Origin of the sequence: Pantoea sp. B270 (assembly GCF_018726825.1) — a bacterium.
GTDB classification, from domain to species: Bacteria; Pseudomonadota; Gammaproteobacteria; order Enterobacterales; family Enterobacteriaceae; genus Pantoea; species Pantoea dispersa.
Window position 1 is genome coordinate 1,340,159 of sequence record NZ_JAHCSX010000001.1, and the last position, 24,963, is coordinate 1,365,121.

Sequence of the window (24,963 nt, forward strand, 5' to 3'; positions counted from 1 at the left end):
ATGAAACTGTGGTTGCCGGGCGTTGCCGCCCTGTTACTGGCCCTGAATGCGCAGGCGGAAGATTACCGGGTGGTCTACTCGCCCAGCCTGTCGCTGGAAGTCTATATCGATAACGTTGCCAGTAATGCGCCCGACGACTGGTGTAAAGAGACGCTGCCGCTGCGCATCGTGTCCGGCAAAAGCAGCGACACCAGCATTCTTACCAGCTTCCTGCCGCGCGTCGGCACGCTGCTGGCGAACCAGTGCGGCCTGCTGGATGAGATCCCCTGGCAGATGACCAGCAAAGAGGGCAGCGTGCTGGCTAACGGCAGCGCGGCAAAACTACAGAACTGGCGGCCGATCATCCTTAACGACGCGACCGCCAGCGCCAGCGCCAATACCGCGGCGCCGCTGGATTTATCGCGTCCGGCCGACAGCACGCCGCTGCAGCACTTCGCCCTGCCCGGCGGCTGCCATTTCCGTACCTGGTGGGATGAAAACGGCGGTTCGCTGTTTATCCCTGAGAACCCGCAGCAGCATTGCTCAACCGAGGGCTGGCTGGAAGGTCCGGCGGCAATGACGCTGCTGAGTGACGGCAAAACGCGCAGCCAGACGGTAACCTTCCTGCAGGGTTATCCCATCGCCGATCTTACGCTGACCCGCACGCCGCTGGAGGTGGTAGCGGTGAACAAACAGCGCATGATTGTCACGCGGCCCGATGCCAGTGATAGCTGGCTGGTGCTGCCGTTTGATGCTCAGCAGCACGTCTGGCGTTTCAGCGGCACGCTGCTGATTAAAATGGATAAAAACACCGGCACGGATAGCGAAGCGGTGAAATCGCGGGTTGATAGCTTACGCGGCATCTGGTCGCCGCAGTTTATGCCACAGCAAAAAGTGACTGTGTTACTGATTGACACCCTGCACGCCGATCTGGCCGATCCGGCAATTGGTGCCTGGCGTAACATTAATTAATTAGCGGTTGTTGCCCGCCGTCACCGGCGTGACGGGGCGCTACAGGACGTGTTCAGAGAGCTCACTATGTCGGCAAACGAAAATCATACCCCCAATGCCCTGCCTGCGGGCTACCGGTTTAACGAGTTTGAAATCAAGGAAGTGATCGGCGGCGGCGGCTTTGGCATTGTCTATCGCGCCTGGGATCATCAGCTGGAACGCACCATCGCCATCAAAGAGTACATGCCGGTGTCACTGGCGGTACGCGGTGCGGATCTGGCGCTGGAACTGCGCGGCGAGCGCTTCCAGAAACTGTTTAATGCCGGACGCAACAGCTTTATTCAGGAGGCACGGCTGCTGGCGCGCTTCAATCATCCCGGTCTGCTGCACGTCCTGCGCTTCTGGGAAGAGAACGGCACGGCTTACATGGGCACGCTCTACTACAGCGGCATGACGCTGAAAGAGTGGCAGCTCACCAGCCCGGACAGCATTGACGAAGCGTGGATTCGCCGTCTGTTACCGCCGCTGTTTGGTGCCATCAACACCATTCACACCGCCGGTTACCTGCATCGTGATATTTCGCTCGATAACATTCAGATTCAGGAAAACCAGCTGCCGGTGCTGCTCGACTTTGGCTCGGCGCGCAAAGAGATTGGCAACCTGTCAGATGAAACCGAGATCATGCTCAAGCCGGGCTTCGCGCCGATTGAGCAGTACAGCGAAGAGGGAGAAGTCGAACAGGGACCGTGGACCGATATCTACGCGCTGGGCGCGGTGCTGCATACGCTGATCACCGGCCACGCGCCGCCGGTCAGCGTGGTGCGCTGCATTGAAGATAACTACCAGCCGCTGATGGAGCGCAAGCCTGAGGGGTATTCGCTGCCGCTGCTGCACGCGATCGACTGCGCGCTGGCGATGAAGCCGGAAGACCGTCCGCAGAGTATTGATGCTTTTGCCCGGCTGATCGATCTGCCGGTGAGCGATGTCGAAGCGCTGGTGACGACCTTCCCGGTGACCGCGGAGAGCCAGCCCGTGCCGGAGCCGGTAGCGGCCGTGCCGGAACCGCAGGTAATGGCGGTTAATCATGCCGCCGCCGCGATTGAACCGGTGACGCCGCGCAATGTGCGCCGTTTGTCGCCTGCCCTGCTCGCCGCCGCTGCCGTGGCGTTGCTTGCCGTGGTGGTCGTAGTGTGGAAAGCCAATCGCCCGAGCGACGCACCGCCGGTGGCGGCCAGCAGCGCCCCGGCGGCGACGCCCTCAGCGGGTAGCGCGCCCGCCAGCAGCGCGCCAACCATGGCGACGGTTTATCTGCAGTTGCAGGCAGGGGAAAATATCGTGCTGAACGGTGAAGCGAAGGATGTGAAACCCGCCAGCAGCGGTTTCGCCTCGCTGAATCTGGCGGCAGGCAGCTATCGTATTGAAGTGCATCACGGCAGCCAGGTGCGCAGCCAGATGCTGACGATTAACCAGCCGGGCACCTGGCTGATTAATCCGGGTAATTGAGGTTAGCCGCGCGCGGCGCTCTGCTGCAGCGCGCGCACTTCGGCCGCAAGGCGCGTTAACGCCTCTTCCTGCATGCCACGTTTGCCCAGCTCCTGTTCCAGCGAGAACAGATACTGCGCGTTGCTGCCAAGCGGACCGCTGGCCTGAGCGATCAGCGGAGCAATGGTGCTGCGGCAGGAGTCGGCTTCATACAGCGGATGACGCGGATCCATGATAAACACCAGTGCCGTAACCGTGCGGCCATCCTCCAGAGTCAGTTCACACCAGGTGGGCAGATAGCAGCCGGTGATCATTTCCCGTTTCCACAGCAGCTCAAGCTCTTCATGCAGGCGCGCTTCCGGCAGGCGAAACGCCAGACCACTGGTAGAACCGCCCTCTTTCAGCGCCAGCATCCGTCCTGGTGCGGCAACGGTGCCGCGTCCGGCGGTCAGCCGCAGGCAAAAAGCACGATGCCAGCCCTCAAGCCGTCCGGTCGCCACCTCTTCCGCTTCAAAAACCGGGTTCCACATCAGGGAACCGTAGCCGAAGATCCACACCGGGCTTTGATCGGGACGACAGGCAAGCGTGGCGCAGAGCGACGCCGCGCGCTTCTCACAGCTCCACAGCAGCGCTTCGTCAATATCACCAAATGAAGTTTTGCAATCCGCTTTTAGTAAGAATTCCCGGGTTAACACTGCGATCTCCTCTACTGCGCTGACCTTCCTGTCGTTATGGCTCCCTGAATCTGCGATTTTACAGGCGGCGCCCGCGGCGTCGACTTAAGACAAGACAGTAATGCATTTGCCATAAACGTTTCAAGATTGACCCCGATCACAAAGGGGAAATTATCTGTAAATAGCATCGGCTGCCTGGCAGGATTCTTGAACGAAGCGCGGAGAAGTGTGAAGCGGGCCGCAGTGGCCCGCGCGGGAGCTAGTGTTTAGGATGCCACTTGTCGTCCTCTCCTTTGGCGTACTCTTTTTTGACCGCCGCCCAGGCGACTTTGTGTGCCACCTGCTCGCGCGATTCATCACCGCGACGATCGTCTTCATCTTTATACTGATCCCAGGCGCTGTTAAACGCCTTTTGGTAGATGGTTTGCGCATGGCCCGGCAGCACGTGGCGCACGCTGTCCGGCAGTTCCCGGTTCGATGAATAAGGCATAGTTCCTCCTGTTTCAGGTTCCCTGTATAAGTCTGGAAGAGAACGGCAAAAACGCAAACCTGCTATTTCATACTTCTGCCAGCAAAAAAGGCGGGTAGTTAGGATAAGGCCAGATGATTCAGTTCTGTTCTTCCTCCTTCCACGCAGGATAGATGAGAAACACGCACTATTAACCTGCTGATGAAAAGGGCTAATTTGCTGATTAACGCGAATTTCGCTTCATTCAGATAAAAATGACAAAAAGTAAAAACGCGTAAAAAATCTGCGTCAGCAGTGGTGAAAAGTTACACTGCGCTTCGTCAGATGAGTCACTATATTTATCAGGCAGCAATTGTCTGTTTTTGTTCTTTTTGCCGAAGAGGATGGCGCATGGCTGGACATGAGAAGACCCGACACAGCGAGTATTCGCTGATTTTCCCGATTCTGGCGCTGGCGGTGCTGAGCTTTTTTGGCGGCCAGACAGCGCTTCTGCCGGTAATCGGCATCAATCTGCTGGCGCTGGTGGCGATTTTAAGCAGCGCCTTCAGCGTAGTACGTCACGCCGACGTTCTGGCGCACCGGTTAGGTGAACCTTACGGCTCGCTGATCCTCAGCCTGTCAGTGGTGATTCTGGAAGTGAGCCTGATTTCGGCGCTGATGGCGACCGGCGATGCAGCGCCCGCGCTGATGCGCGATACGCTCTACTCCATCATCATGATCGTTACCGCCGGACTGGTGGGCTGTGCCCTGCTGCTTGGCGGGCGTAAATTTGCCACCCAGTACGTTAACCTGGCCGGCGTGAAGCAGTACATGATCGCCATTTTCCCGCTGGCGATTCTGGTGCTGGTGTTTCCTAATGCCCTGCCCGGCGGCAATTTCACCACCACGCAGGCGCTGATCATTGCGGCGATCTCTGCGGCGATGTACGGCGTGTTCCTGCTGATTCAGACCAAAACCCACCAGAGCCTGTTTGTTTACGAGCATGAAGACGAGAGCGATGATGGCGACCCGCATCACGGCAAACCTTCCGCGCACAGCTCGCTGTGGCACACCGCGTGGCTGATTGTGCATCTGATTGCGGTGATCAGCGTGACCAAGATGAACGCCAACTCGCTGGAAATGCTGCTTACTGAAATGAACGCGCCGGAGCAGTTTACCGGTTTCCTCGTCGCGCTGCTGATTCTGTCGCCGGAAGGTCTGGGCGCAATCAAGGCGGTGCTGATGAATCAGGTGCAGCGCGCGATGAACCTGTTTTTCGGTTCGGTGCTGGCCACTATTTCATTGACGGTGCCGACGGTGACCATTATCGCCACCCTGACCGGTCAGCAATTGATTTTCGGCCTTGAGCCGCCGCATATGGTGGTGATGAGCGCGGTGCTGATTCTCTGCCACATCTCGTTCTCCACTGGCCGCACCAACGTGCTCAACGGCGCAGCGCATCTGGCCCTGTTTGCCGGTTATCTGCTGACGATTATGCTGTGATGTTAAATGAAGTGGTCGCCATGAATGGCGACCCTACAGCGCAGGGTGCGCATCAGGTGAATCGGTCGCCATGAGCGGCGACCGTACAATGTAGGGTGCGCATTTATGCGCACCTGGATAAAGATATCTTTACGGCTTAATAACAGCCGTTAGCACATCTGGCCCTGCCAGCTATTTGCTAAAAATTAAGCCTTAAATCGAATAGTTTATTGCTAATATTCTGTTTACCCGAAGAAGTTAAAATGTTCACTGCATTTACTCTGGCTGCCAGTCATTGTTTATGATTGCCTGTAAACAATCCATACGTCAATTGACTTACATTATTTTCAGCCCCGACACCGTATCAAAATACTGCTTGTGCATTAAAACCTTACCGCTTAGCGATGGACGCTATCAGCTTTAATGTCAACCATGAGAGAAAAGCAGATAATAAAATAGTTGCGATAATCAACGCATCAATGGTCGATAAAAAAACATGAAAAGGGTTCACTAATTTACCTGACAGCATATACGATGATTCGGAAAGGAACCTGAACATGATCTCAGGAATAACAATTGCGTAGCCTAATGTTAAGACAATTAGTAATAGTATCCGTTTCATTTCCATGCATGCTCCTTGCAACAAGATGTGATGAGTATATAATCGTTTATTAAGGATTTTTACAGTAAGGGATGATTAACCATGTCGTATCTGAAATTGAAGCTTCAGGCTGATCGTACCATTGCACTCAATTTTGAAAAAGCACTGGTGCAACTGCGTGAAGAAACGCGAACCGTCAGTACTACGGTTGCCTCGGGAATTGAAAGAGCTAGCTGGTATGGTTCCTGCGTTTTTGATGATTACAAAGATGTATGTAAACGACTGAGAAGTGAAGATGTTCGTATGTTTTCAGCTCTGCCACAGGTTTTTTCACGACATGATGTCATCCTTGATATGGTTGAAATCTACTTTAGAAAAAACTTGCGCGTCTCAGTGAACATAATGTTCAAAATCTGGTGCGCCAACTTGCTGAAAAGGCGGCTAATTATACAAGCGGTAAAGCTTCAAAACTCACCATTTCATTTCTTATCGCGCGCATAGTTACCGAATCTAAAGTTTTTAAGAGCTCGCTGGTTGATGTGATTGACCGGACATCGCTTTATAGTGTCACAGTTTTAAAATTTTATGGGAAAATACAAATCGCTGCAACAGCAGCTCAGCATTTGAAATTTGCGGATCCGGAGTATTATTTCGATCTGTATCAACAGAAATTAGAAATGCTTTATTATCTCATAGAACCTGAAATGTCTAAAATTATTTACTTAAACAAATCCGGCTCAACAAATGATGAGCAAATATTGGCATTAGTAGAACGGTTACTGACAAAATGAAACGAATCTTTTCCTGGTTCTATGCATGGTTAAGTCAGTCTTTTTTTTCACTAATACCGGTGATTGCGGCAGTAGCAGGTGGAATACTTTTGACAGCGCTTTTCCCTCATTATGGGCTGTTATTGACTCTACTCTGGGTCATTGCCATGGGTGCTATCTACGTGAAATATTTTAGATGGTTTTGACGGTCAATTTCAGTTGATACTTTATGTAATCCCTTCGTTGTTAAGCGCCTGCGACAGAATTTACCATTCTATTACAAAGGCACCCGCGGGTGCCTTTGCTGTTGCTATGACAAATCAGTTACTGGTATCCAGCTCCGGGAAGCTTTTGACCAGATCGTCAATCGCTTTCATCTGCGCCAGGAACGGTTCCAGCTTATCGAGCGGCAGCGCGGACGGGCCGTCGCATTTGGCGCTGTTCGGTTCCGGGTGCGCTTCGATGAACAGACCGGCGATGCCTACCGCCATGCCCGCACGCGCCAGTTCGGCAACCTGCGCACGACGACCACCGGAAGCCGCGCCAAACGGATCGCGCGTCTGCAGCGCATGGGTAACGTCAAAAATCACCGGGCTGTTGTTAGTGACTTTCTTCATCACGTTGAAACCGAGCATATCAACCACCAGGTTGTCATACCCGAAGTTGCTGCCGCGATCGCACAGAATCACCTTGTCGTTGCCGCCTTCGGCAAACTTATCGACAATATTGCCCATCTGGCCCGGGCTGACGAACTGCGGCTTCTTCACGTTGATCACGGCACCGGTTTTCGCCATCGCTTCCACCAGATCGGTCTGACGCGCCAGGAAGGCCGGCAGCTGAATCACATCCACCACGTCGGCAACCGGCTGCGCCTGCCAGCTTTCGTGCACGTCAGTGATAATTTTCACGCTGAACGCCTGCTTCAGCGCCTGGAAAATTTTCATGCCTTCGTCGAGGCCAGGGCCACGGTAAGACTTGATTGAAGAGCGGTTGGCTTTGTCAAAAGAGGCTTTGAACACATACGGAATGCCGAGCTTGTCGGTTACCTTCACGTAATGTTCGCAGATGCGCATGGCGAGATCCTGGGATTCCAGCACGTTCATGCCGCCGAAGAGAACAAATGGCAGATCGTTTGCGACCTTGATATCGCCGATACTCACTACTTTCTGTGTCATGCCCTTTCCTTAAATGTCGGGGGACGCTTAGTGCAGCGTCACCTGTTTCTGTTCAATTGCGTGGATCTGCACTTTAATCATCTCGCTGACCGGGTCTTCAGGACACTGTTCAACGAAATAGGTCAAATCGGTCAGTGCGATATGCTCGCACTCCAGCTGGGCGTAAATCAAACCGCGGTCGCGAATCTCATAGGGATCGTCCGGGTCGATTTGCAGCAGCACCTGGCTGACGTTGAGCGCCAGCTCCATCTGCTTCTCATCCATCAGCGCCGCTTTCAGCGTGTCGAGCATTTTGCGCATCACGCTGACGGTTTTCGCTTCATCGAGGTCGTCAGAATAGAGCTTTGCCGTCGGGCTGATGTTGCCTTTCAGCCACACTTCCAGCGTATGGGTGTCGAGCGTCTCACCATTAAACGGATTGATCAGCCACATTTCACCGTCGAGCCAGTCGGCACGCAGGATCAGCTGCGTCGGGAAAATCACCGGCATCAGCGGCAGCTCTAGCTCATCCGCAATGTGCAGCAGAATCACGCCGAGCGATACCGCCGTCCCCTGCCGGCTCTTCAGCACTTTATCGATCCACAGCGCGTCTGACAGATTGTAGACGCCACTGGCACCGCCAAAGCCCCACTGCTGGTAAAACAGATCGAGCAGCTTCTCCAGCTGCAGATCCGCATCCTGTTCGCTACTGACATAGCGCCGCGCCTCTTCAACCAGGTCAGCCAGCTGCTGCTGGACGGAAGGCGCGGAAAAATCATTGCGTATGGCGCAGGTCGCGCCGATCACCGCTTCACTTAACGGTGTTTCACTGTAATCAAGTTGCACTGGCGAGGTCATACTATCCCCAATAACGGCATTTTGGTCATCGCCAGTTTAATCACCAGCAACAATGCGACCACGGCGACTAAACAGGCGACCCAGCGGGTCGCCATGCTGCGCGGGCGACGACTCAATGCCACGGAACCTAAGGCGATGTAGATGATAACCGCTAACAGCTTCTCCGTCAGCCAGCTTCCTTGTGGGGTAAACGGATAAAAGTGGGTAATCAGCACCAGCAGTGCACCGCTGAGCAGCAGGAATGTATCGTTGACGTGCGGCGCAATGCGCACCCAGCGGCGCTGCAGCAGGGCAGATCCGGTGGTCAGCCAGTAAAAACGCAGCAGAAACAGTGTGATGGTGATCGCGACTGTCAGCAGATGGAAATTTTTAATCAGCGGATACCAGCTGGCCATAGTGCTTCCTTAAGTAAGTTGTCCAAGCGTGACGCGCGGATTGCCGCCGTAATCCTCAACGGTAGTAACCGCCTGAAAGCCATTACGGGTTAACAGCGCGCGTACAGCCTCGCTCTGCTGCCAGCCGTGTTCCAGCAGCAGCCAACCCTGCGGCTGCAACCAGTGCGGCGCGCGTTCAATGATTAATCGTAAATCGGCCAGCCCGGCCTCCTCCGCCACTAGCGCGCTGAGCGGCTCAAAACGCACGTCGCCCTGCTGCAGATGTTCATCGGCGGCATCAATGTAAGGCGGATTGCTGACAATCAGATCGAAACGTTGGGCGGGCAGATCGTCGAACCAGTGGCTGAGCACAAATCCGGCGTTGGTGAGGTGCAGGCGCTGGGCGTTGTCCTGCGCCAGCGCAACCGCGGCGGCGATGCGGTCGCAGCCGGTAATCTGACAATCGGGCCGCTCGCTGGCCAGCGCCAGCGCAATGGCGCCGGTGCCGGTACCGAGATCGAGCACCGCGGAGGGCGTTGCGGGCAGCCGCAGCAGCGCCTGCTCCACCAGCACTTCGGTATCCGGACGCGGAATCAGCGTGGCATCACTGACGCGCAGCGGCAGCGACCAGAACTCGCGTTCGCCCACCAGATGCGCAATCGGCTCACCGCGCACGCGGCGTGCCAGTAACGTCTCCAGCTGTGCCCGTTGCGCATCATCGAGCGGGCTGTCATCAAACGCTATCAACCAGCTGCGCGACTTGCCGGTGACAAAACCCAGCAGAATCTCCGCGTCGCGCTTCGGGCTATCGCCTCCGCACAACGCAGCCTGCGCCTGCTGCAGCCAGCGCCGGACGTTCATCACTCCTGCCCGGCCAGTGCGGCCAGCTGGTCAGCCTGATACTCCTGCACAATCGGCTCGATCAGCGTATCCAGCTTGCCTTCCATGGTTTCGTCGAGGCGGTAGAGCGTCAGGTTGATGCGGTGATCGGTGACGCGCCCCTGCGGGAAGTTATAGGTACGGATTCGGTCGGAACGGTCGCCGCTGCCCAGCAGGTTACGCCGCGTTGAGGCTTCCGCCGCCTGGCGCTTCGCCATTTCCGCCGCGTGAATGCGTGCGCCCAGCACCGCCAGCGCTTTGGCTTTGTTTTTGTGCTGCGAGCGCTCATCCTGGCACTCCACCACGATGCCGGTTGGCAGGTGGGTGATACGGATCGCCGAATCGGTGGTGTTAACGTGCTGACCGCCCGCGCCGGAAGAGCGGAAAGTGTCGATTTTCAGATCGCCCGGATTGATGTCCGGCAGCTCGGCTTCCGGCAGCTCCGGCATCACCGCCACGGTACAGGCGGAAGTGTGAATGCGCCCCTGCGATTCGGTTTCCGGCACGCGCTGCACGCGATGACCGCCGGATTCAAACTTCATGCGACCGTAAGCCCCGTCACCAGTGATACGCGCAATGACTTCTTTGTAGCCGCCATGCTCGCCATCATTGGCGCTCATGATCTCCACCTGCCAGCGGCGCGCTTCGGCATAGCGGCTGTACATGCGGAACAGATCGCCGGCGAAAATCGCCGCTTCGTCGCCGCCGGTGCCGGCGCGCACTTCGATAAAGCACGGACGTTCATCGTCGGGATCTTTCGGCAGCAGCAGCACCTGAAGCTGCTGTTCCAGCACCTCGCGCTTTTCGCGCGATAGTTTCAACTCTTCCTGCGCCATGTCGCGCATTTCCGCATCGTCGAGCAGCATTTCAGCCGTTTCGACATCTTCCTGCACCTGCTGCCATTCGCGGAAACAACGGGTGACGTCGCTCAGCTGGGCATATTCACGTGATAACGCGCGGAAACGGTCCTGATCGCCAATTACGCCGGCATCACCCAGTAACGCTTCAACTTCTTCATGGCGTTCCTGCAGCGCTTCCAGCTTGGCAACAATCGAGCTCTTCATCTAATAGAGGGTATCCCAGTGATAGGTCGTGACAGACCAGATTACTCTAAACCGAGGCTGTCACGTAAGATCTGCAGGCGTTCGCTGTCGCCGTCGCGCGCGGCCTGCTGCAGTGATTTGGTTGGTGCATGAATTAAACGGTTGGTGAGCTTGTGTGCCAGCTCCTGCAAGACTTTTTCGGCATCAGCACCCTGACGCAACGCCGCCAGCGCGCGCTCCTGCAGCTCAGCACGCACGTCGTCGGCCTGCGCGCGGTATTCGCGGATGGTCTCACCGGCGCTTTGCGCGCGCAGCCAGGCCATGAATTCACCGCTCTCCTGCACCACAATGCTTTCCGCCTGCACCGCCGCCGCTTTGCGCTGCGCCATGTTCTGCTCGATGATCGCCTGCAGATCATCCACGCTGTACAGGTAGGCGTTAGCCAGCTTGCCCACTTCCGGCTCGACATCGCGCGGCACGGCGATATCGACCAGCAGCATAGGCTGGTTGCGGCGCGCCTTCAGCGCCCGTTCCACCATGCCTTTACCAATAATCGGCAGCGGACTGGCGGTGGAGGAGATAATGATATCGGCATCGGCCAGGCGGGTTTCGATATCGGCAAGGCCGATCACTTCGGCGCCGACTTCGTCCGCCAGCAGCTGCGCGCGTTCGCGCGTGCGGTTGGCGATCATCAGTTTGCGCACGCTGTGTTCGCGCAGGTGACGCGCCACCAGTTCGATGGTTTCACCGGCACCGACCAGCAGCACGTTAACGCTGCTGAGTGATTCGAAAATCTGACGGGCTAAGGAGCAGGCAGCAAAGGCAACCGAGACGGCGCTGGCGCCGATTTCGGTTTCGGTGCGCACACGCTTGGCCACCGAGAAGGTTTTCTGGAACATGCGTTCCAGCTCGCTGCTCAGCGCATGGTCGCGCGAGGAGTCAGCATGGGCTTTTTTGACCTGACCGAGAATCTGTGGCTCGCCCAGCACCAGCGAGTCGAGCCCGCTGGCCACGCGCATCAGGTGGCTGACTGCCGCGTTGTCCTGATGCCAGTACAGGCTGTTGCGCACGTCCTCTTCACGTAAGTCGTGATACTCGCACAACCAGCGCACCAGCTGCTCCTGCAGATCGGTCTGCTGCTCTACGCTGAGGTAGAGTTCCGTCCGGTTACAGGTAGAAAGCACCACCCCGCTCTGCACCATCGGCTGAGACAGCAAGCTGTTCAGCGCCTGGTCCAGCGTGTCTGGCGTGAACGAAACACGTTCGCGCAGCGCAACAGGTGCGGTTTTGTGGTTGATTCCGAGAGCAAGCAGCGTCATGGTGATTCGGGTTGGGAAGTCCCAATAATTGTCAGGTTTTGTGCTGCGCATTCTACAAGATGCAACAGATCAAGAAAAGCCATACAAAGCCTATGACTGTAATAAGATTAAACTGATCGTGCGCAATTATCCTGACATCGCCATTGACGGCACAGAGACGGATGGTTAGCGTTACCGGTTACGACGTAAAAACGTGTCTGAGGAGACGACCACGTGATGCATTTGCCCCCGCGCCAGTTGTTGCGCCTTTTGCCCCTTGCCAGCGTGTTGCTGGCTGCCTGTAGCATCAACAAACCCCAGCAAGGTCCCGGTCCCAGCACGACATCACCGCAGTGGCAGCAACACCAGCAGGCGGTAGCGAAAATCACCCAGTACCAGACGCGCGGCGCTTTTGCCTATCTGTCAGATAAGCAGAAGGTTTATGCCCGCTTCAACTGGCAGCAAACTGCTGCAGACCGTTACCGTCTGCTGCTGACTAACCCGCTCGGCAGCACGGAACTGCAGCTCGACGCGCAGGGTTCGGTGGTGCAGATTGTCGATAACAAAGGCAAACGCTACGTCAGCAACGACGCGGAGAAGATGATTTCCCAGCTCACCGGCATGGATATTCCGCTGGCGAACCTGCGTCAGTGGATGATGGGTCTGCCAGGCGACGCCAGCGACTATCAGCTGAACAACAACTATCAGCTGCAAAGCCTGACCTACAGCCGCAACGGCCAGCAGTGGAAGGTGAATATCAGCGATTACGACAGCAAGGTGAACCCGCCGCTGCCGGCCAACCTCGAACTGACCGAAGGCGGTCAGCGCATCAAACTGCGCATGGATAGCTGGACCACACAATGATCACCACCTGGCCCGCGCCGGCAAAGCTTAACCTGTTTCTCTACATTACCGGCCGTCGTGCAGACGGCTACCACAATTTGCAGACGCTGTTTCAGTTTCTCGACGTTGGCGACACCCTGGAGATTACCCCGGATAACAGCGGCAGTATCACCCTGCTGACGCCGCTTGATGGCGTGGCCGATGAAGACAACCTGATCGTGCGGGCGGCGCTGGCGCTGCGTGCTGCGGCGGCGGACAAAGGCACGCTGCCGCAGCAGGCTGGTGCCCGGATCGCGCTGGAGAAGCGCCTGCCGATGGGCGGTGGTCTGGGCGGTGGTTCGTCTGATGCGGCGACGGTGCTGGTGGCGCTGAACCATTTGTGGCGCACCCAGCTCAGCGTGGATGAGCTGGCTACGCTTGGCGTGCGTCTCGGTGCCGATGTGCCGGTATTCGTGCGCGGCCACGCGGCGTTTGCCGAAGGGGTCGGCGAGCAATTGCAGCCCGCAAATCCTGCGGAAAAATGGTACCTGGTGGCGCATCCTGGTGTCAGCATCGCTACCCCGGATCTGTTTCGCGATCCTGAACTGACGCGCGATTCACCAATACGCACATTAGATGAACTGTTGCAGCGTCCTTTTCACAATGATTGTGAAGCGGTAGCAAGAAAACGTTTTCGTGAGGTTGATGCGCTGCTTTCCTGGCTGCTAGAATACGCGCCGTCGCGCCTGACAGGGACCGGCGCTTGCGTGTTTGCTGAATTTGACACCGAGTCCGCTGCTCGTCAGGTGCTGGAGCTTGCCCCGAAATGGATGTGCGGATTTGTGGCGCGTGGGCTTAATCTCTCGCCGTTACAGCGCACCCTTTCCGGGCTCTAAGCGTAAACGTGACAGTGTCACCCTGTTCCAGACACTGCACGTGACGCATTAACACACCCGTATGAACAGGCTCAAATGTATTCGCCGGTTATTTTTGAGCGGTTCATTCTCTGGACGCCAAGCCTGAGGTTCTTCTCGTGCCTGATATGAAGCTATTTGCTGGTAACGCCACCCCGGAACTAGCACAACGTATTGCCAACCGCCTTTACACCAGCCTCGGAGACGCCGCTGTCGGCCGTTTCAGCGATGGCGAAGTAAGTGTACAGATTAATGAAAATGTACGCGGTGGTGATATTTTCATCATCCAGTCCACCTGTGCCCCCACCAATGATAACTTGATGGAGCTGGTTGTGATGGTCGACGCACTGCGTCGGGCTTCTGCTGGTCGTATTACTGCTGTAATCCCTTACTTTGGCTATGCCCGTCAGGACCGCCGCGTGCGTTCTGCCCGCGTGCCAATTACCGCCAAAGTTGTGGCTGATTTCCTCTCCAGCGTCGGCGTGGACCGTGTACTGACGGTTGACCTGCACGCTGAACAGATCCAGGGCTTCTTTGATGTCCCGGTGGATAACGTGTTCGGTAGCCCGATTCTGCTGGAAGATATGCTGCAGATTGGTCTGGAAAACCCGATTGTGGTTTCGCCGGACATCGGTGGCGTAGTGCGCGCTCGCGCTATCGCCAAACTGCTCAACGACACCGACATGGCCATCATCGACAAACGTCGCCCGCGTGCGAACGTGTCGCAGGTGATGCACATCATCGGTGACGTTGCCGGTCGTGACTGCGTACTGGTCGACGATATGATCGACACCGGCGGTACGCTGTGCAAAGCGGCTGAAGCACTGAAAGAGCGCGGCGCGAAACGCGTGTTCGCTTACGCCACCCACCCAATCTTCTCTGGCAACGCGGTGGAAAATCTGCGCAAATCAGTGATTGATCAGGTGATTGTTTGCGACACTATTCCGCTGTCGGAAGAGATGAAGTCACTGCCAAACGTGCGTACGCTGACGCTGTCTGGCATGCTGGCCGAAGCCATTCGTCGTATCAGCAACGAAGAATCGATTTCGGCGATGTTCGAACATTAATTGTTCGCGAAAAACCGGGCGCCCTGCCCGGTTTTTTATTGCCTGTGCGCGGAGTAACATCCCGATAAAGCCGCTTCCGCCGCCACTATTTGCGCGATAAATGGCCTCAAAATCCGCCAATCTCCCCGCCTTCCACTCTTTTTATCAGACAAGCGCATCCGGGCTTTAGCGGTCCAGTGATTAGTGATATTTTTCACCACACTTTTGCTGAGAACTCCGACCACCATGCTACTCGACATTTATACGTTGTTTATTTGCGAGCTCTACGTGCTGGGGTTTCTGAGCATTATTTTGATTTTTGCCTGGGTCGGGGCGCAGTACGACCGGGTGCTGGGTTTTACCACCCTGACGCTAATACTGACGCTTGCCGCCGTGCTGCTCAGTAGCCTGCGCAGCGCCGGTTTGCACTTTTTGCCGGTGGCAGTCGGGAATGTCATCATGCTGCTGGCTTACGGCACCCTGCTCAACGCCTTTCGTACTTTTTGCCGCCTTCCGCTTGGTTTTTGCTGGATCACTGGTGCGCTACTGTGGGCCCTGCTTTGTGCCTTTCCTCAGTTCTATCACGGCCAGCCGAAACGCGTGCTGGTCATGTGCCTGCTGTGCATCATCTTTACCGCCGCGCTGATTCGTCTGCTGTGGCAGGCGCGCGCCACGCTGACCGTCACTTTCTGGCCCGCGCAGATACTGCTGTGGATCCACTTAATGTTCCACCTGGCGCGCATTTTCCTTGACGATGCGGTAGCCACCCCCGTACCGGGTGCCATTGGCGGTTCCGGCTTTTCGGTGTATGTGATCCTGGAGTCGATCCTCTTCGTCATCGGCCTGACCTTCACCATTCTGGCGATGGTCAATGAGCGTACGCAGATCGCCCATAAGCTGGCGTCGCTGCACGATCCGCTCACCGGCGTCTGGAACCGGCGCGCATTGTTTGAAGCCGCGGAAAAACTGCTGCTGCGCCACGCACGTTTGCCGCAGCCCTATATTTACAGTGCTGTGCTATTCGACCTCGATCATTTCAAAAGCATTAACGATCGCTATGGCCATCAGCAGGGTGATCGGGTACTGGTGGATTTTTGTCAGGTGGTAAAAGCGTTAATGCCGGTTGAAGGTCAGTTTGCCCGGCTGGGCGGTGAGGAGTTTGCCGCGTTGCTTCCTGGCGACAGTGAGCAGGCGCAGCGCATATGTGAGCGTATCCGGCTGGCGACACAGCTGTCGCTACCCAACGACATCGGTTATACGGTGAGCATTGGCTTTGCCACTGCCAGCCAGCGACATCAGGCGTTTCCCGCCCTGCTGGCGCTGGCTGATGAAGCTTTGTATCGCGCTAAAGCCGCCGGACGTAACCGCGTCGAAGCTTATCAGACGCCGCAGGCGGCAATGGCTGAAGCCGGTTAGTGCGTTGAGTGGTGATCGCGACGGCAGCGTTTGTCACCGTAGTGACGCAGCCAGTAGTAGCGGTCTTCCACCCTCTCCCGTCCGCTGACGCGTGCGCCGACCAGCCACAGTAGCGCACCCACGAAAATACTGAACATCGCTCCATGCGCGAGGAACTGCGGCAGGTTGACCGACGGCAGCTGGTTAATGATGGAATAACCCACCCCGAGCACCATGGTTAACAAGCCGAGACACATCAAACCATTACCGACGGTGCGGCAGTGTTGACGTTTCATGATTCACCTCCATCCTTTTCAGCAACGCAGAAAACAGCACGTTTGGTTAACTGGCCATAAGTTTAGGCAATGGCTGGCGGTTAAGATGCGTACAGGATCACACATCTTTCACAATGTCTGACAAAACTTTACCGCCAGCGCCTTGATTTCGATAGAAATTGATTAGTCACCTCAGGTCATTAATCTGTCATTGCGCCCTTTGTCATCCCTGCCGGCAGGCAGTAAACTATCGCCCTTTCGCAGCGAGACAGGATAAACATCGTGAGCAGCATTAAACTGATTGTGGGGCTGGCCAATCCCGGCGCTGAATACGCGGCAACGCGCCATAACGCTGGCGCCTGGTACGTGGATTTACTTTGCTCGCGCCATAATCAGTCCCTCAAAGAGGAGCCGAAATTTTTCGGCTACACCGCGCGCCTGTCGCTGGCCGGCGAGGATGTGCGCCTGCTGGTGCCCACCACCTTTATGAACCTGAGCGGCAAAGCGGTGGCGGCGATGGCAACGTTCTATCGCATTACGCCGGAAGAGATTCTGGTGGCACACGATGAAATGGACCTGCCGCCAGGCGTGGCGAAATTCAAACAGGGCGGCGGCCATGGCGGTCATAACGGCCTGAAAGACATCATCAGCAAGCTCGGTAATAACAACAATTTTCATCGCCTGCGCGTCGGTATCGGCCATCCGGGCGATCGTAACAAGGTCACCGGATTTGTACTCGGCAAGGCACCGGCCAGCGAGCAGAAGCTGATTGACGAGGCGGTCGACGAAGCGGTGCGCTGCACCGAGCTGTGGCTAAAAGAAGACAAGATTAAGGCGATGAACCGCCTGCACGCCTTCAAAGCCAGCTAAGCCAATTCCCGCGCCGCCGCAGGGAATTCTGTGTATAATGCGCGAAAATTTTTGAATCAGTCGGCGCTGTCTGCCAGCGCTGCACACTCAGTGAGAAAGGTAAGATCATGGGATTTAAATGCGGTATTGTGGGCCTGCCGAACGTCGGTAAATCCACCCTGTTCAACGCGCTGACCAAAGCGGGTATCGAAGCAGCCAACTTTCCGTTCTGCACCATCGAACCCAACACCGGCGTGGTGCCGATGCCTGACCTGCGCCTCGATCAGCTGAGCGAGATTGTTAAGCCACAGCGCGTGGTGCCAACCACCATGGAGTTCGTGGACATCGCTGGTCTGGTAAAAGGCGCGTCGAAAGGTGAAGGCCTGGGCAACCAGTTCCTGACCAACATCCGTGAAACAGAAGCTATCGGCCACGTGGTACGCTGCTTTGAAAACGACAACATCATCCACGTCTCCGGTAAAGTAAACCCGGCGGAAGATATTGATGTCATCAACACCGAGCTGGCGCTGTCGGATCTCGACACTTGCGAACGTGCCATTCAGCGCTGCCAGAAGAAAGCCAAAGGCGGCGACAAAGATGCTAAAGCCGAACTGGCAGCGCTGGAGAAGTGCCTGCCGCATCTGGAAAACGCCGGTATGCTGCGCTCGCTGGCGCTGGACGCCGATGAGAAAGCGGCGATCCGCTATCTCAGCTTCCTGACGCTGAAGCCGACCATGTACATCGCCAACGTCAATGAAGACGGTTTCGAGAACAACCCGTATCTCGACCAGGTGCGCGCGATTGCTGAAGCCGAAGGCTCAGTGGTGGTGCCGGTCTGTGCGGCAGTGGAATCGGATATCGCCGAGCTGGAAGATGAAGAGCGCGACGAATTCATGGCTGAACTGGGCCTGGAAGAGCCGGGCCTCAACCGCGTGATCCGCGCCGGTTACGCCCTGCTCAACCTGCAGACTTACTTCACCGCAGGCGTGAAAGAAGTGCGTGCCTGGACCATCCCGGTTGGCGCCACCGCACCGCAGGCAGCCGGTAAAATCCACACCGACTTCGAGAAAGGCTTTATCCGCGCTCAGACCATCGCGTTCGAAGATTTCATCACATACAAAGGTGAACAGGGCGCGAAAGAAGCCGGCAAAATGCGTTCAGAAGGTAAAGAGTACATCGTGAAAGATGGCGATGTGATGAACTTCCTGTTTAACGTTTAAATAAAATGTGCCGTCTCATGAGGTTTCACCGAGCCTCATAGAGAGCGGAATAACTATAAAATCCACGCAATTGCGTGGATTTTTTATTACATGCTTTTTACGGGCGGGGATAAATTGCCAGCGCCAGTCACATCGCACTCTTTACGGCGGCTGGTCAAAATCTCGGCTGCAGCGCTACTTATAGCTCCCCTTACCGAACCACATTACCTGTTTGATCGAAACGGGCAACCGGGCTGATGCTATTGAGGTACAGCCTGGCTGCAACCAACGGTACTCCCTGGATATACAGCAATTTAACTTATCCTGATGAACGAAAGGTTTCGAGGCAGGATTGGCTGATAAACCTGATGGACCTAAATATACTTACGCTTCGTTTGTCATTATTACAGAGCGCACTCATGAGCCGATACCATGTTGCTGGCAGTGAAGGTAAGTTTGAAAAAGACTCAGGCGAGCAGGTCATGGCCAATAAGCTGGGGCTCACCGATTCCACTGAGATGAACGAGGCAGAACTTGTTTTGTTAGAACAACTCTACCAGTCAGTTTTTGAAGAAAACTTTCCCGAAGGGAAACTTAACGTCGCGCTACTAAAAAGCTGGCATCGCCGCTGGCTGGGTAACATCTACGAATGGGCTGGACAAGAGAGAACGGTCAATATTAGCAAGGGTGGTTTTATGTTTGCGCCTTCAGCACAATTGCCAAAACTGCTGAACGAATACAACAAGTATCTTGCGCATTACACGCCCTGTAACGTCATGGAAGAAGAAGAACTCATCATTGCTATCGCCGTTACCCATGTCGAGCTGATACTTATACATCCCTTCAGAGAAGGAAACGGACGTTTGTCGCGGCTGTTAGCGGATGTCATGGCGGTTCAGGGAGGATACAAACCGCTGGATTATCAAAGCTGGGAGCAGAATAAAACCCAGTATATTTCGGCTATTCATGCTGGTATGTCAATGGACTACGCGCCAATGAAATACTGGGTCAGTCGGGCACTGAGAAGGCACTAAGCCAGGCGAAGATGCGCGAATTTTTTGCGCGCGGCTTCAAGTGAGGCCTCGACGCTAGCTGAGGACTGGCCGGTTTCAACAGCCGTTGACGTTGCTACTGAACGAATGATATCGGAGCGAGAAGGTTTAGCATAACCTGAGTGCGCTTTTTTTCTGTTGTTGGTCATTAAGCCCTCTCTACATCAGTGCAGTTGCGTAAGACACCATAGCCTCAAGAGTATATCAAAGCTTTGAACCAACATCACGTTCCCTTCTGGCTCGGCAAGCTGATGTCCCATCAGGCTTCAAACAATCTCATGAGCCCGGTAAATAAACCCCACGCAAGGCGATGAATCGCGCCGCTCCGGCTATTGTGCGAATTGCGGTTTCATTGACTGAATGGCAGCAACGCGGCCGCGCGAATGATTACTGAAGCAGCTACGCCAGGCTAATTATCCGATCCGTTAGTGGCATACAGCGGCCATGACTCAAACAGGTAGCCGTCGAAATCAATATCATCCACATCGGAGAACTCCAGCAGCAGCTGCTTGACGTTTTCCAGGTGCTGCCACATCGCCTGTTTCGCGGCGCGCGCGTCTTTCTTGATTAAGGCGGCGAGGATCTTTTTATGATCGTCGAGCCACTTTTTGCGGTAGTTGGTGTTGATCAGATGCCGGTGCAGCTGGCTCCACATCACATTGTCTTCCCGCCACTGCCAGGATTGTTTGAACAGCTCCACCAGCATGCTGTTGTGCGTGGCTTCGGCAATCGCCAGATGAAAATTACGATCGCCGTTTTCACTGTCGTTCACCGCGCCTGACGCCAGTTCGCGCTCTTCCAGCGCCAGCGCCTGGCGCATTTTGATAATGTCTTCACGCGTCGCCTGTAACGCAGCGAATTCGGCGATATTACTCTCCAGCAGCTGGCGGGCCTGCAGCATCTCAAACGGCCCGGCCGCATTGCAGGCGGTTTGCGCAGCGGCACGCGGTGCCGGCGTGTCGTTGATCACGTAAATGCCTGCGCCACGCCGCACTTCAATTAACCCTTCCAGCTCCAGCATAATCAGCGCCTCACGCACCAGCGTGCGCGTAACGTTCAGCAGCATCGCCAGTTCACGCTCTGGCGGCAATCGCTCGCCAATCGCGTACTGTTTCTGCGTAATCATGTTGCGAAGCATCTCGCCCACTTCCTGATAGGGTCGCTGTGCTGAAGCTTGTGGTTTCATAACGCTCTTTTCTGCTGGTTCAGACATTAGGCCGCCAAATTTTCTACCCTGCACTATAACACAGGGCGTGATTTTCACCGTGGGTTAAGGCTGAAGTAGCGTCGGGCGTTATGGAAGCAGATATCCTGCAACATCGCGCCCAGCGCAGCTTCATCGTGCGGCACAATGCCGTCACGCACCCACTCGCCAAACAGATTGCACAGAATGCGGCGGAAGTATTCGTGCCGCGTATAAGAGAGAAAACTGCGCGAATCGGTCAGCATGCCAACGAACTGACTGAGCAGCCCCATCTGCGCCAGCTGCTCCAGTTGCCGCAGCATGCCGTCACGCTGATCGTTGAACCACCAGCCAGAGCCGAACTGCATCTTGCCCGCCATCCCCGCGCCCTGAAAGTTACCCGCCATGGTAGCCAGCACTTCGTTGTCACGCGGATTGAGGCAGTAAAGAATGGTTTTTGGCAGCTGGTCATTGGTGTCCATCGCGTCCAGCAGGCGCGCCAGCGGCCAGGCAACAGGATGATCGCCGATGGAGTCGAAACCGCTGTCCGGGCCGAGCTGACGGAACATGCGCGTGCTGTTATTGCGGATTGCACCGATATGTAACTGCATCGCCCAGCCACGACGGGCATATTCCGCGCCCAGCCACACCAGCACAGCGGTACTGAACTGCGCAATCTCCAGCTCGCTCAGCGCCGCCCCGCTGCGGCGTCTGGCGAGAATGCCATCCAGCACGCTGTCGGCTGGCACCGCAGCATAGCGTAGCGTTTCAATCCCGTGGTCGGCAGCGCGGCAGCCATGGGCGGAAAAGTGGTCCAGACGGCGCAGTAACGCCACACGCAGCGCATCAAAGCTGTCGATACTGACATCCGCGGCGGCTTCCAGCCGGGTCAGGTAATCGCTGAATCCTTCCAGCTCAATCTTGAACACCCGGTCCGGACGCCAGCTCGGTGCCACCTCAATATCAAAGCTGCTGTCTTCAGCTATCTGACGATGGTACTGCAGGGAGTCGATCGGATCGTCGGTGGTGCCCACCATGCGTACGTTCATCTGGCGCATGATGCCGCGCGCGGAAAATTCAGGCGTGGCCAGCTTCTCCGCACACTCATGCCAGATGCGCGGTGCGGTTTCCGGTCCAAACAGCGTGTCAGTGATACCGAACGGCCGGCGCAGCTCCAGATGCGTCCAGTGATAGAGCGGATTGCCAAGCGTTTTCGGCACGGTCTGCGCCCAGGCGAGGTATTTATCGTAATCGCTGGTGGTGTTACCGGTGATCAGTGATTCCTCTACGCCCGCCGCGCGCAGTGCGCGCCATTTGTAGTGATCGCCCTCCAGCCAGATTTGCCCGAGGTTGGCAAACTGCCGGTCTTCTGCAATCTCCTGCGGATTGAGGTGGCAGTGGTAATCATAGATCGGCATCTGCGCCGCCACGTCGTGATACAGGCGACGCGCCACCTCGCTGTGCAACAGAAAATCGTCATCCATAAAACTCATCATTTGGCCTCCGGATTGAGGGATGCAACCGCGGCTCTGGCACCCTGCTGGCACAGGCGGTCATAGGTGTGTTGCAGGGCGGCAACAAAGGCCGGATTGGCGGGTAAGTCGTCCGCGAAGATCTCGTTAATGCCCAGCAGCGCCTGCACGCGGGCGGGACCTGAAGGGAACTGCTGATTAATCCGCTCAAACTTAGCGACCAGCGGATCAGCCACCGGGTAGCGCTCGCCCTTTTCGTCTTCGCCGAGGATATAACGCATCCAGCCCGCGATGCCGAGCAGCAGATGCCGGCAGTCACTGCCGTGGTGCAGATGATAGCGCAGCGAATCCAGCATGCGCTGTGGCAATTTCTGACTGCCATCGCTGGCAATTTGCGCCGTGCGATGGCGCAGCGACGGATTACTGAAGCGCTCAAGCAGTTGATGCGCATACGCGTTGAGATCGCTGCCTGCCGGCATCGTCAGCGTGGCACGCTGTTCAGTCAGCATCAGCGACAGCGCGGCCTGACGGTAAGCGGGCAGCTGCATGGTCTCAGCGATAGTTTCACAACCGCCGAGGTAGCCAAGATATGCCAGAAACGAGTGTGTGCCATTCAGCAGACGCAGTTTCATCAACTCGTAGGGGGCGACATCCGGAACAAATTGCGCACCAACGCGCTGCCAGTCGGGACGTCCCGCCACGAAGTTATCTTCGATCACCCACTGACGAAACGGCTCACAGGCGACACCGCAGGGATCGGCGATGCCCAGCAGCCCGGTAATCTCGCGCTGCGTCTCTTCCGTCACGGCCGGCACGATGCGGTCAACCATGGTGCAGGGAAACGTGACCTGTTGCTCAATCCATGCCGCCAGCGCCGCATCCTGCCGTTGTGCCAGACCGATGACCGCAGCCCGCGCGACGTGGCCGTTATCACGCAGATTGTCGCATGACAGCACGGTAAAAGGCGCTAACCCGGCTTCACGCCGCAAGCGCAGCGCCTCAACGATAAAGCCAATGGCGGATTTCGGCTGCCGCGGATGGGCCAGATCGTGCACGATCAGCGGATGGGTGCTGTCCAGTTCGCCGGTTGCGCCATGAGTGCAATAGCCTTTTTCGGTTATCGTCAGCGAGACGATGGCGGTTTCCGCGCGGGCAAGCGCGTTAAGAATGCCGTCACAACCGTCCAGCGCCGGGTGCAGCGCTGAATGCACGGAACCAATGATTTTGACGTCATGACGCGTCGCACCTTGCTCGGTGACGCTGTAGAGCAAATTCTGCGCGCGCAATTGTTCCACCAGCTTTCTGCCGCTGGCCGACATCAGGTTGACCTCGCAAATGCCCCAGTCGCTGTCGCTTATCTCCAGCAGATGGTGCTGATAGAGCGCCTGGTGCGCGCGATGAAACGCGCCGCAGCCGATGTGCACGATGCGCGGCACCAGCCGCTGCTGCTGCCATGCGGGCCGCGCCACTTTAATGCTGGCGTCGGCAAGGTTGTGTTGCATGTGAACTCCTCAGTGTCCGGCGCGACTGCGCGTCCGCCGGGCAAGCGGTACAGGGCGACCAGCGTCAGAAAAAGGCGCGGTGTATCGCCAGCTCAACGCCACGAATTTCAGCCAGACCTTTCAGCCGGCCAATCGCGGAATAACCCGGGTTAGTTTTCTTATGCAGATCGTCCAGCATCTGATGCCCGTGGTCGGGCCGCATGGGGATCAGGTCTTCCTGCCCCGCATTACGACGGCGCTGCTCCTCTTCGGCAATCGCTTTGATCACCGCAAACATATCGACATCACCGCCAAGGTGCGCGGCTTCGTAGAAAGTTTTGGGGTTGGCTTCACGCCGGGTTGAGCGCAGATGGGCAAAATAGATGCGCGGCCCAAAACGTTTCACCATGCCGGCTAAATCATTTTCCGCCAGCACGCCGTAGGAGCCGGTACACATCGTGAAGCCGTTGGCCGGACTGTCGATGGTGTCGATCATCCACTGCAGATCGTCGGCATTGGAGACGATACGCGGCAGGCCGAGGATCGGGCGCGGCGGATCGTCCGGATGTACCGCCATGCGGATACCGACCTCTTCAGCGACCGGGATAATGCCGCGCAAGAACGTGGCAAAGTGCTCGCGCAGCCGGGCTTTGTCGATGCCGTCATAGCGCGCCAGCTGAGCACGGAACTGCGCCAGCGTGTAGCCCTCTTCCGCGCCAGGTAATCCGGCGATGATGTTACGCGTCAGCCGCAGCTTGTGCTCTTCGCTCATGCTGGCGAAGCGCGCAGCGGCCTCGGCTATCTCGTCAGCGCTGTAATCATTTTCTGCGCCCTGGCGCTGCAGGATATGCAGCTCAAATACCGCAAATTCAATCTGATCGAAGCGCAGCGCTTTCGCGCCATCCGGCAGCTCGAACGCCAGATCGGTGCGCGTCCAGTCCAGAATCGGCATGAAGTTGTAGCACACGGTGTGGATGCCGCACTGCGCCAGATTGCGCAGCGACTGCTGATAGTTGCTGATCCACTGCTGGCACTGCCCGCTGCCGGTTTTGATCTCCTCATGGATCGGCACACTCTCCACTACCGACCAGACCAGCCCGGCCGCCTCAATCATCGCTTTGCGCTGCAAAATCTCCTCCACCGGCCACACCTCGCCGTTAGGGATGTGATGCAGGGCAGTCACAATGCCGGTAGCGCCCGCCTGTCGGGCATCGGCGAGTGAAACGGGATCGTCAGGGCCATACCAGCGCCAGGTCTGCTTCATGTCGTTCTCTCCTGCGGG

Annotated in this window: 24 protein-coding genes; 11 read left to right on the forward strand and 13 right to left on the reverse strand. The window is 56.6% G+C overall.

Features of this window, described 5'->3' with window-relative positions:
• Together KOL70_RS06480 and KOL70_RS06485 are read left to right on the forward strand one after the other, a co-directional pair.
• Positions 1–951 carry a hypothetical protein gene (locus tag KOL70_RS06480; protein ID WP_058757494.1) on the forward strand — a complete coding sequence of 317 codons (951 nt, stop codon included), beginning with the start codon at positions 1–3 and terminating at the stop codon, positions 949–951.
• Positions 952–1,017: 66 nt separating this feature from the next.
• A complete protein-coding gene (locus KOL70_RS06485) occupies positions 1,018–2,433 on the forward strand; it encodes a serine/threonine-protein kinase (RefSeq protein WP_215480397.1) in 1,416 nt (471 codons plus the stop codon).
• A gap of 2 nt (positions 2,434–2,435) precedes the next feature.
• Here KOL70_RS06485 and KOL70_RS06490 read toward each other — a convergent pair whose 3' ends face one another.
• Positions 2,436–3,107: a gamma-glutamylcyclotransferase gene (locus KOL70_RS06490; RefSeq protein ID WP_021508695.1), complete on the reverse strand. Its 672-nt coding sequence runs from the start codon at positions 3,105–3,107 to the stop codon at positions 2,436–2,438.
• A gap of 238 nt (positions 3,108–3,345) precedes the next feature.
• A complete protein-coding gene (chaB, locus tag KOL70_RS06495) occupies positions 3,346–3,576 on the reverse strand; it encodes a putative cation transport regulator ChaB (RefSeq protein WP_021313035.1) in 231 nt (76 codons plus the stop codon).
• A 369-nt stretch (positions 3,577–3,945) separates the two neighbouring features.
• On the opposite strand from chaB, the gene chaA reads away from it, so the two are divergent.
• The gene (gene chaA, locus KOL70_RS06500; protein ID WP_058757491.1) at positions 3,946–5,037 is read left to right on the forward strand and encodes a sodium-potassium/proton antiporter ChaA; all 1,092 of its coding nucleotides are present in this window, start codon (positions 3,946–3,948) and stop codon (positions 5,035–5,037) included.
• A gap of 996 nt (positions 5,038–6,033) precedes the next feature.
• Positions 6,034–6,408 (forward strand): hypothetical protein, encoded by a 375-nt coding sequence (locus KOL70_RS23565; RefSeq protein ID WP_233209847.1) that lies wholly within the window; start codon positions 6,034–6,036, stop codon positions 6,406–6,408.
• A 299-nt stretch (positions 6,409–6,707) separates the two neighbouring features.
• Here the strand turns inward: KOL70_RS23565 and kdsA are convergent, their stop codons facing one another.
• From kdsA to hemA, 6 genes are read right to left on the reverse strand one after another with little or no spacing between them, the layout of a single operon-like run.
• Complete coding sequence (gene kdsA, locus KOL70_RS06510) at positions 6,708–7,562, reverse strand: 3-deoxy-8-phosphooctulonate synthase (protein ID WP_215480398.1); 855 nt, start codon at positions 7,560–7,562, stop codon at positions 6,708–6,710.
• Between the two features lie 27 nt (positions 7,563–7,589).
• The gene (sirB1, locus tag KOL70_RS06515; RefSeq protein ID WP_021509943.1) at positions 7,590–8,399 is read right to left on the reverse strand and encodes an invasion regulator SirB1; all 810 of its coding nucleotides are present in this window, start codon (positions 8,397–8,399) and stop codon (positions 7,590–7,592) included.
• Positions 8,396–8,794 carry a SirB2 family protein gene (locus KOL70_RS06520; RefSeq protein ID WP_021509942.1) on the reverse strand — a complete coding sequence of 133 codons (399 nt, stop codon included), beginning with the start codon at positions 8,792–8,794 and terminating at the stop codon, positions 8,396–8,398. Before KOL70_RS06520 ends, sirB1 begins: the two co-directional genes overlap by 4 nt.
• A 9-nt stretch (positions 8,795–8,803) precedes the next feature.
• The gene (gene prmC / locus KOL70_RS06525) at positions 8,804–9,634 is read right to left on the reverse strand and encodes a peptide chain release factor N(5)-glutamine methyltransferase (protein WP_215480399.1); all 831 of its coding nucleotides are present in this window, start codon (positions 9,632–9,634) and stop codon (positions 8,804–8,806) included.
• Positions 9,634–10,716 carry a peptide chain release factor 1 gene (prfA, locus tag KOL70_RS06530; RefSeq protein WP_021509940.1) on the reverse strand — a complete coding sequence of 361 codons (1,083 nt, stop codon included), beginning with the start codon at positions 10,714–10,716 and terminating at the stop codon, positions 9,634–9,636. The genes prmC and prfA overlap by 1 nt, the downstream gene beginning before the upstream one ends.
• Before the next feature lie 41 nt (positions 10,717–10,757).
• Positions 10,758–12,014 (reverse strand): glutamyl-tRNA reductase, encoded by a 1,257-nt coding sequence (hemA, locus tag KOL70_RS06535; RefSeq protein ID WP_104188948.1) that lies wholly within the window; start codon positions 12,012–12,014, stop codon positions 10,758–10,760.
• Positions 12,015–12,230: 216 nt separating this feature from the next.
• Here hemA and lolB point away from each other — a divergent pair, with 216 nt between their 5' ends.
• The 4 genes from lolB to KOL70_RS06555 all read left to right on the forward strand — a co-directional run bounded on the left by lolB (position 12,231) and on the right by KOL70_RS06555 (position 16,191).
• Positions 12,231–12,857, forward strand: coding sequence for a lipoprotein insertase outer membrane protein LolB (gene lolB / locus KOL70_RS06540; RefSeq protein ID WP_021509937.1), 627 nt, complete (start codon positions 12,231–12,233; stop codon positions 12,855–12,857).
• Complete coding sequence (ispE, locus tag KOL70_RS06545) at positions 12,854–13,711, forward strand: 4-(cytidine 5'-diphospho)-2-C-methyl-D-erythritol kinase (RefSeq protein WP_021509936.1); 858 nt, start codon at positions 12,854–12,856, stop codon at positions 13,709–13,711. The genes lolB and ispE overlap by 4 nt, the downstream gene beginning before the upstream one ends.
• Positions 13,712–13,848: 137 nt before the next feature.
• Complete coding sequence (gene prs, locus KOL70_RS06550; RefSeq protein WP_006118899.1) at positions 13,849–14,796, forward strand: ribose-phosphate diphosphokinase; 948 nt, start codon at positions 13,849–13,851, stop codon at positions 14,794–14,796.
• A 225-nt stretch (positions 14,797–15,021) separates the two neighbouring features.
• Positions 15,022–16,191 (forward strand): GGDEF domain-containing protein, encoded by a 1,170-nt coding sequence (locus KOL70_RS06555; protein ID WP_215480400.1) that lies wholly within the window; start codon positions 15,022–15,024, stop codon positions 16,189–16,191.
• Here the strand turns inward: KOL70_RS06555 and ychH are convergent.
• The gene (gene ychH, locus KOL70_RS06560) at positions 16,188–16,466 is read right to left on the reverse strand and encodes a stress-induced protein YchH (protein ID WP_021509933.1); all 279 of its coding nucleotides are present in this window, start codon (positions 16,464–16,466) and stop codon (positions 16,188–16,190) included. The two genes, KOL70_RS06555 and ychH, sit on opposite strands and share 4 nt — an antisense overlap.
• 261 nt (positions 16,467–16,727) lie before the next feature.
• Between ychH and pth the strand changes: the two genes are divergently transcribed.
• The 3 genes from pth to KOL70_RS06575 all read left to right on the forward strand — a co-directional run bounded on the left by pth (position 16,728) and on the right by KOL70_RS06575 (position 19,527).
• Entirely contained in the window at positions 16,728–17,315 is a 588-nt protein-coding gene (pth, locus tag KOL70_RS06565; RefSeq protein ID WP_021509932.1) for an aminoacyl-tRNA hydrolase, read from the forward strand.
• Between the two features lie 107 nt (positions 17,316–17,422).
• Positions 17,423–18,514 carry a redox-regulated ATPase YchF gene (gene ychF, locus KOL70_RS06570; protein WP_021509931.1) on the forward strand — a complete coding sequence of 364 codons (1,092 nt, stop codon included), beginning with the start codon at positions 17,423–17,425 and terminating at the stop codon, positions 18,512–18,514.
• Positions 18,515–18,912: 398 nt separating this feature from the next.
• Positions 18,913–19,527 (forward strand): Fic family protein, encoded by a 615-nt coding sequence (locus tag KOL70_RS06575; RefSeq protein WP_058757532.1) that lies wholly within the window; start codon positions 18,913–18,915, stop codon positions 19,525–19,527.
• 427 nt (positions 19,528–19,954) lie between these two features.
• On the opposite strand, the gene uxuR is transcribed toward KOL70_RS06575, so the two are convergent.
• The 4 genes from uxuR to uxuA form a co-directional block, all read right to left on the reverse strand.
• Positions 19,955–20,731 carry a Uxu operon transcriptional regulator gene (gene uxuR / locus KOL70_RS06580; RefSeq protein ID WP_031280188.1) on the reverse strand — a complete coding sequence of 259 codons (777 nt, stop codon included), beginning with the start codon at positions 20,729–20,731 and terminating at the stop codon, positions 19,955–19,957.
• A gap of 74 nt (positions 20,732–20,805) precedes the next feature.
• Entirely contained in the window at positions 20,806–22,224 is a 1,419-nt protein-coding gene (gene uxaC, locus KOL70_RS06585) for a glucuronate isomerase (RefSeq protein ID WP_215480401.1), read from the reverse strand.
• A complete protein-coding gene (locus KOL70_RS06590) occupies positions 22,221–23,702 on the reverse strand; it encodes a fructuronate reductase (RefSeq protein WP_215480402.1) in 1,482 nt (493 codons plus the stop codon). Before KOL70_RS06590 ends, uxaC begins: the two co-directional genes overlap by 4 nt.
• 64 nt (positions 23,703–23,766) lie before the next feature.
• Positions 23,767–24,945, reverse strand: coding sequence for a mannonate dehydratase (gene uxuA, locus KOL70_RS06595; protein ID WP_058757481.1), 1,179 nt, complete (start codon positions 24,943–24,945; stop codon positions 23,767–23,769).
• Positions 24,946–24,963: the final 18 nt, after the last annotated feature.

Coding starts and splice junctions, on each gene's coding strand:
- KOL70_RS06480 (WP_058757494.1), top strand. CDS start 1: ATGAAACTGTGGTTGCCGGGCGTTGCCGCCCTGTTACTGGCCCTGAAT.
- KOL70_RS06485 (WP_215480397.1), top strand. CDS start 1,018: ATGTCGGCAAACGAAAATCATACCCCCAATGCCCTGCCTGCGGGCTAC.
- chaB (WP_021313035.1), bottom strand. CDS start 3,576: ATGCCTTATTCATCGAACCGGGAACTGCCGGACAGCGTGCGCCACGTG.
- chaA (WP_058757491.1), top strand. CDS start 3,946: ATGGCTGGACATGAGAAGACCCGACACAGCGAGTATTCGCTGATTTTC.
- kdsA (WP_215480398.1), bottom strand. CDS start 7,562: ATGACACAGAAAGTAGTGAGTATCGGCGATATCAAGGTCGCAAACGAT.
- sirB1 (WP_021509943.1), bottom strand. CDS start 8,399: ATGACCTCGCCAGTGCAACTTGATTACAGTGAAACACCGTTAAGTGAA.
- KOL70_RS06520 (WP_021509942.1), bottom strand. CDS start 8,794: ATGGCCAGCTGGTATCCGCTGATTAAAAATTTCCATCTGCTGACAGTC.
- prmC (WP_215480399.1), bottom strand. CDS start 9,634: ATGAACGTCCGGCGCTGGCTGCAGCAGGCGCAGGCTGCGTTGTGCGGA.
- prfA (WP_021509940.1), bottom strand. CDS start 10,716: ATGAAGAGCTCGATTGTTGCCAAGCTGGAAGCGCTGCAGGAACGCCAT.
- hemA (WP_104188948.1), bottom strand. CDS start 12,014: ATGACGCTGCTTGCTCTCGGAATCAACCACAAAACCGCACCTGTTGCG.
- lolB (WP_021509937.1), top strand. CDS start 12,231: ATGCATTTGCCCCCGCGCCAGTTGTTGCGCCTTTTGCCCCTTGCCAGC.
- ispE (WP_021509936.1), top strand. CDS start 12,854: ATGATCACCACCTGGCCCGCGCCGGCAAAGCTTAACCTGTTTCTCTAC.
- KOL70_RS06555 (WP_215480400.1), top strand. CDS start 15,022: ATGCTACTCGACATTTATACGTTGTTTATTTGCGAGCTCTACGTGCTG.
- ychH (WP_021509933.1), bottom strand. CDS start 16,466: ATGAAACGTCAACACTGCCGCACCGTCGGTAATGGTTTGATGTGTCTC.
- ychF (WP_021509931.1), top strand. CDS start 17,423: ATGGGATTTAAATGCGGTATTGTGGGCCTGCCGAACGTCGGTAAATCC.
- KOL70_RS06575 (WP_058757532.1), top strand. CDS start 18,913: ATGAGCCGATACCATGTTGCTGGCAGTGAAGGTAAGTTTGAAAAAGAC.
- uxuR (WP_031280188.1), bottom strand. CDS start 20,731: ATGAAACCACAAGCTTCAGCACAGCGACCCTATCAGGAAGTGGGCGAG.
- uxaC (WP_215480401.1), bottom strand. CDS start 22,224: ATGATGAGTTTTATGGATGACGATTTTCTGTTGCACAGCGAGGTGGCG.
- KOL70_RS06590 (WP_215480402.1), bottom strand. CDS start 23,702: ATGCAACACAACCTTGCCGACGCCAGCATTAAAGTGGCGCGGCCCGCA.
- uxuA (WP_058757481.1), bottom strand. CDS start 24,945: ATGAAGCAGACCTGGCGCTGGTATGGCCCTGACGATCCCGTTTCACTC.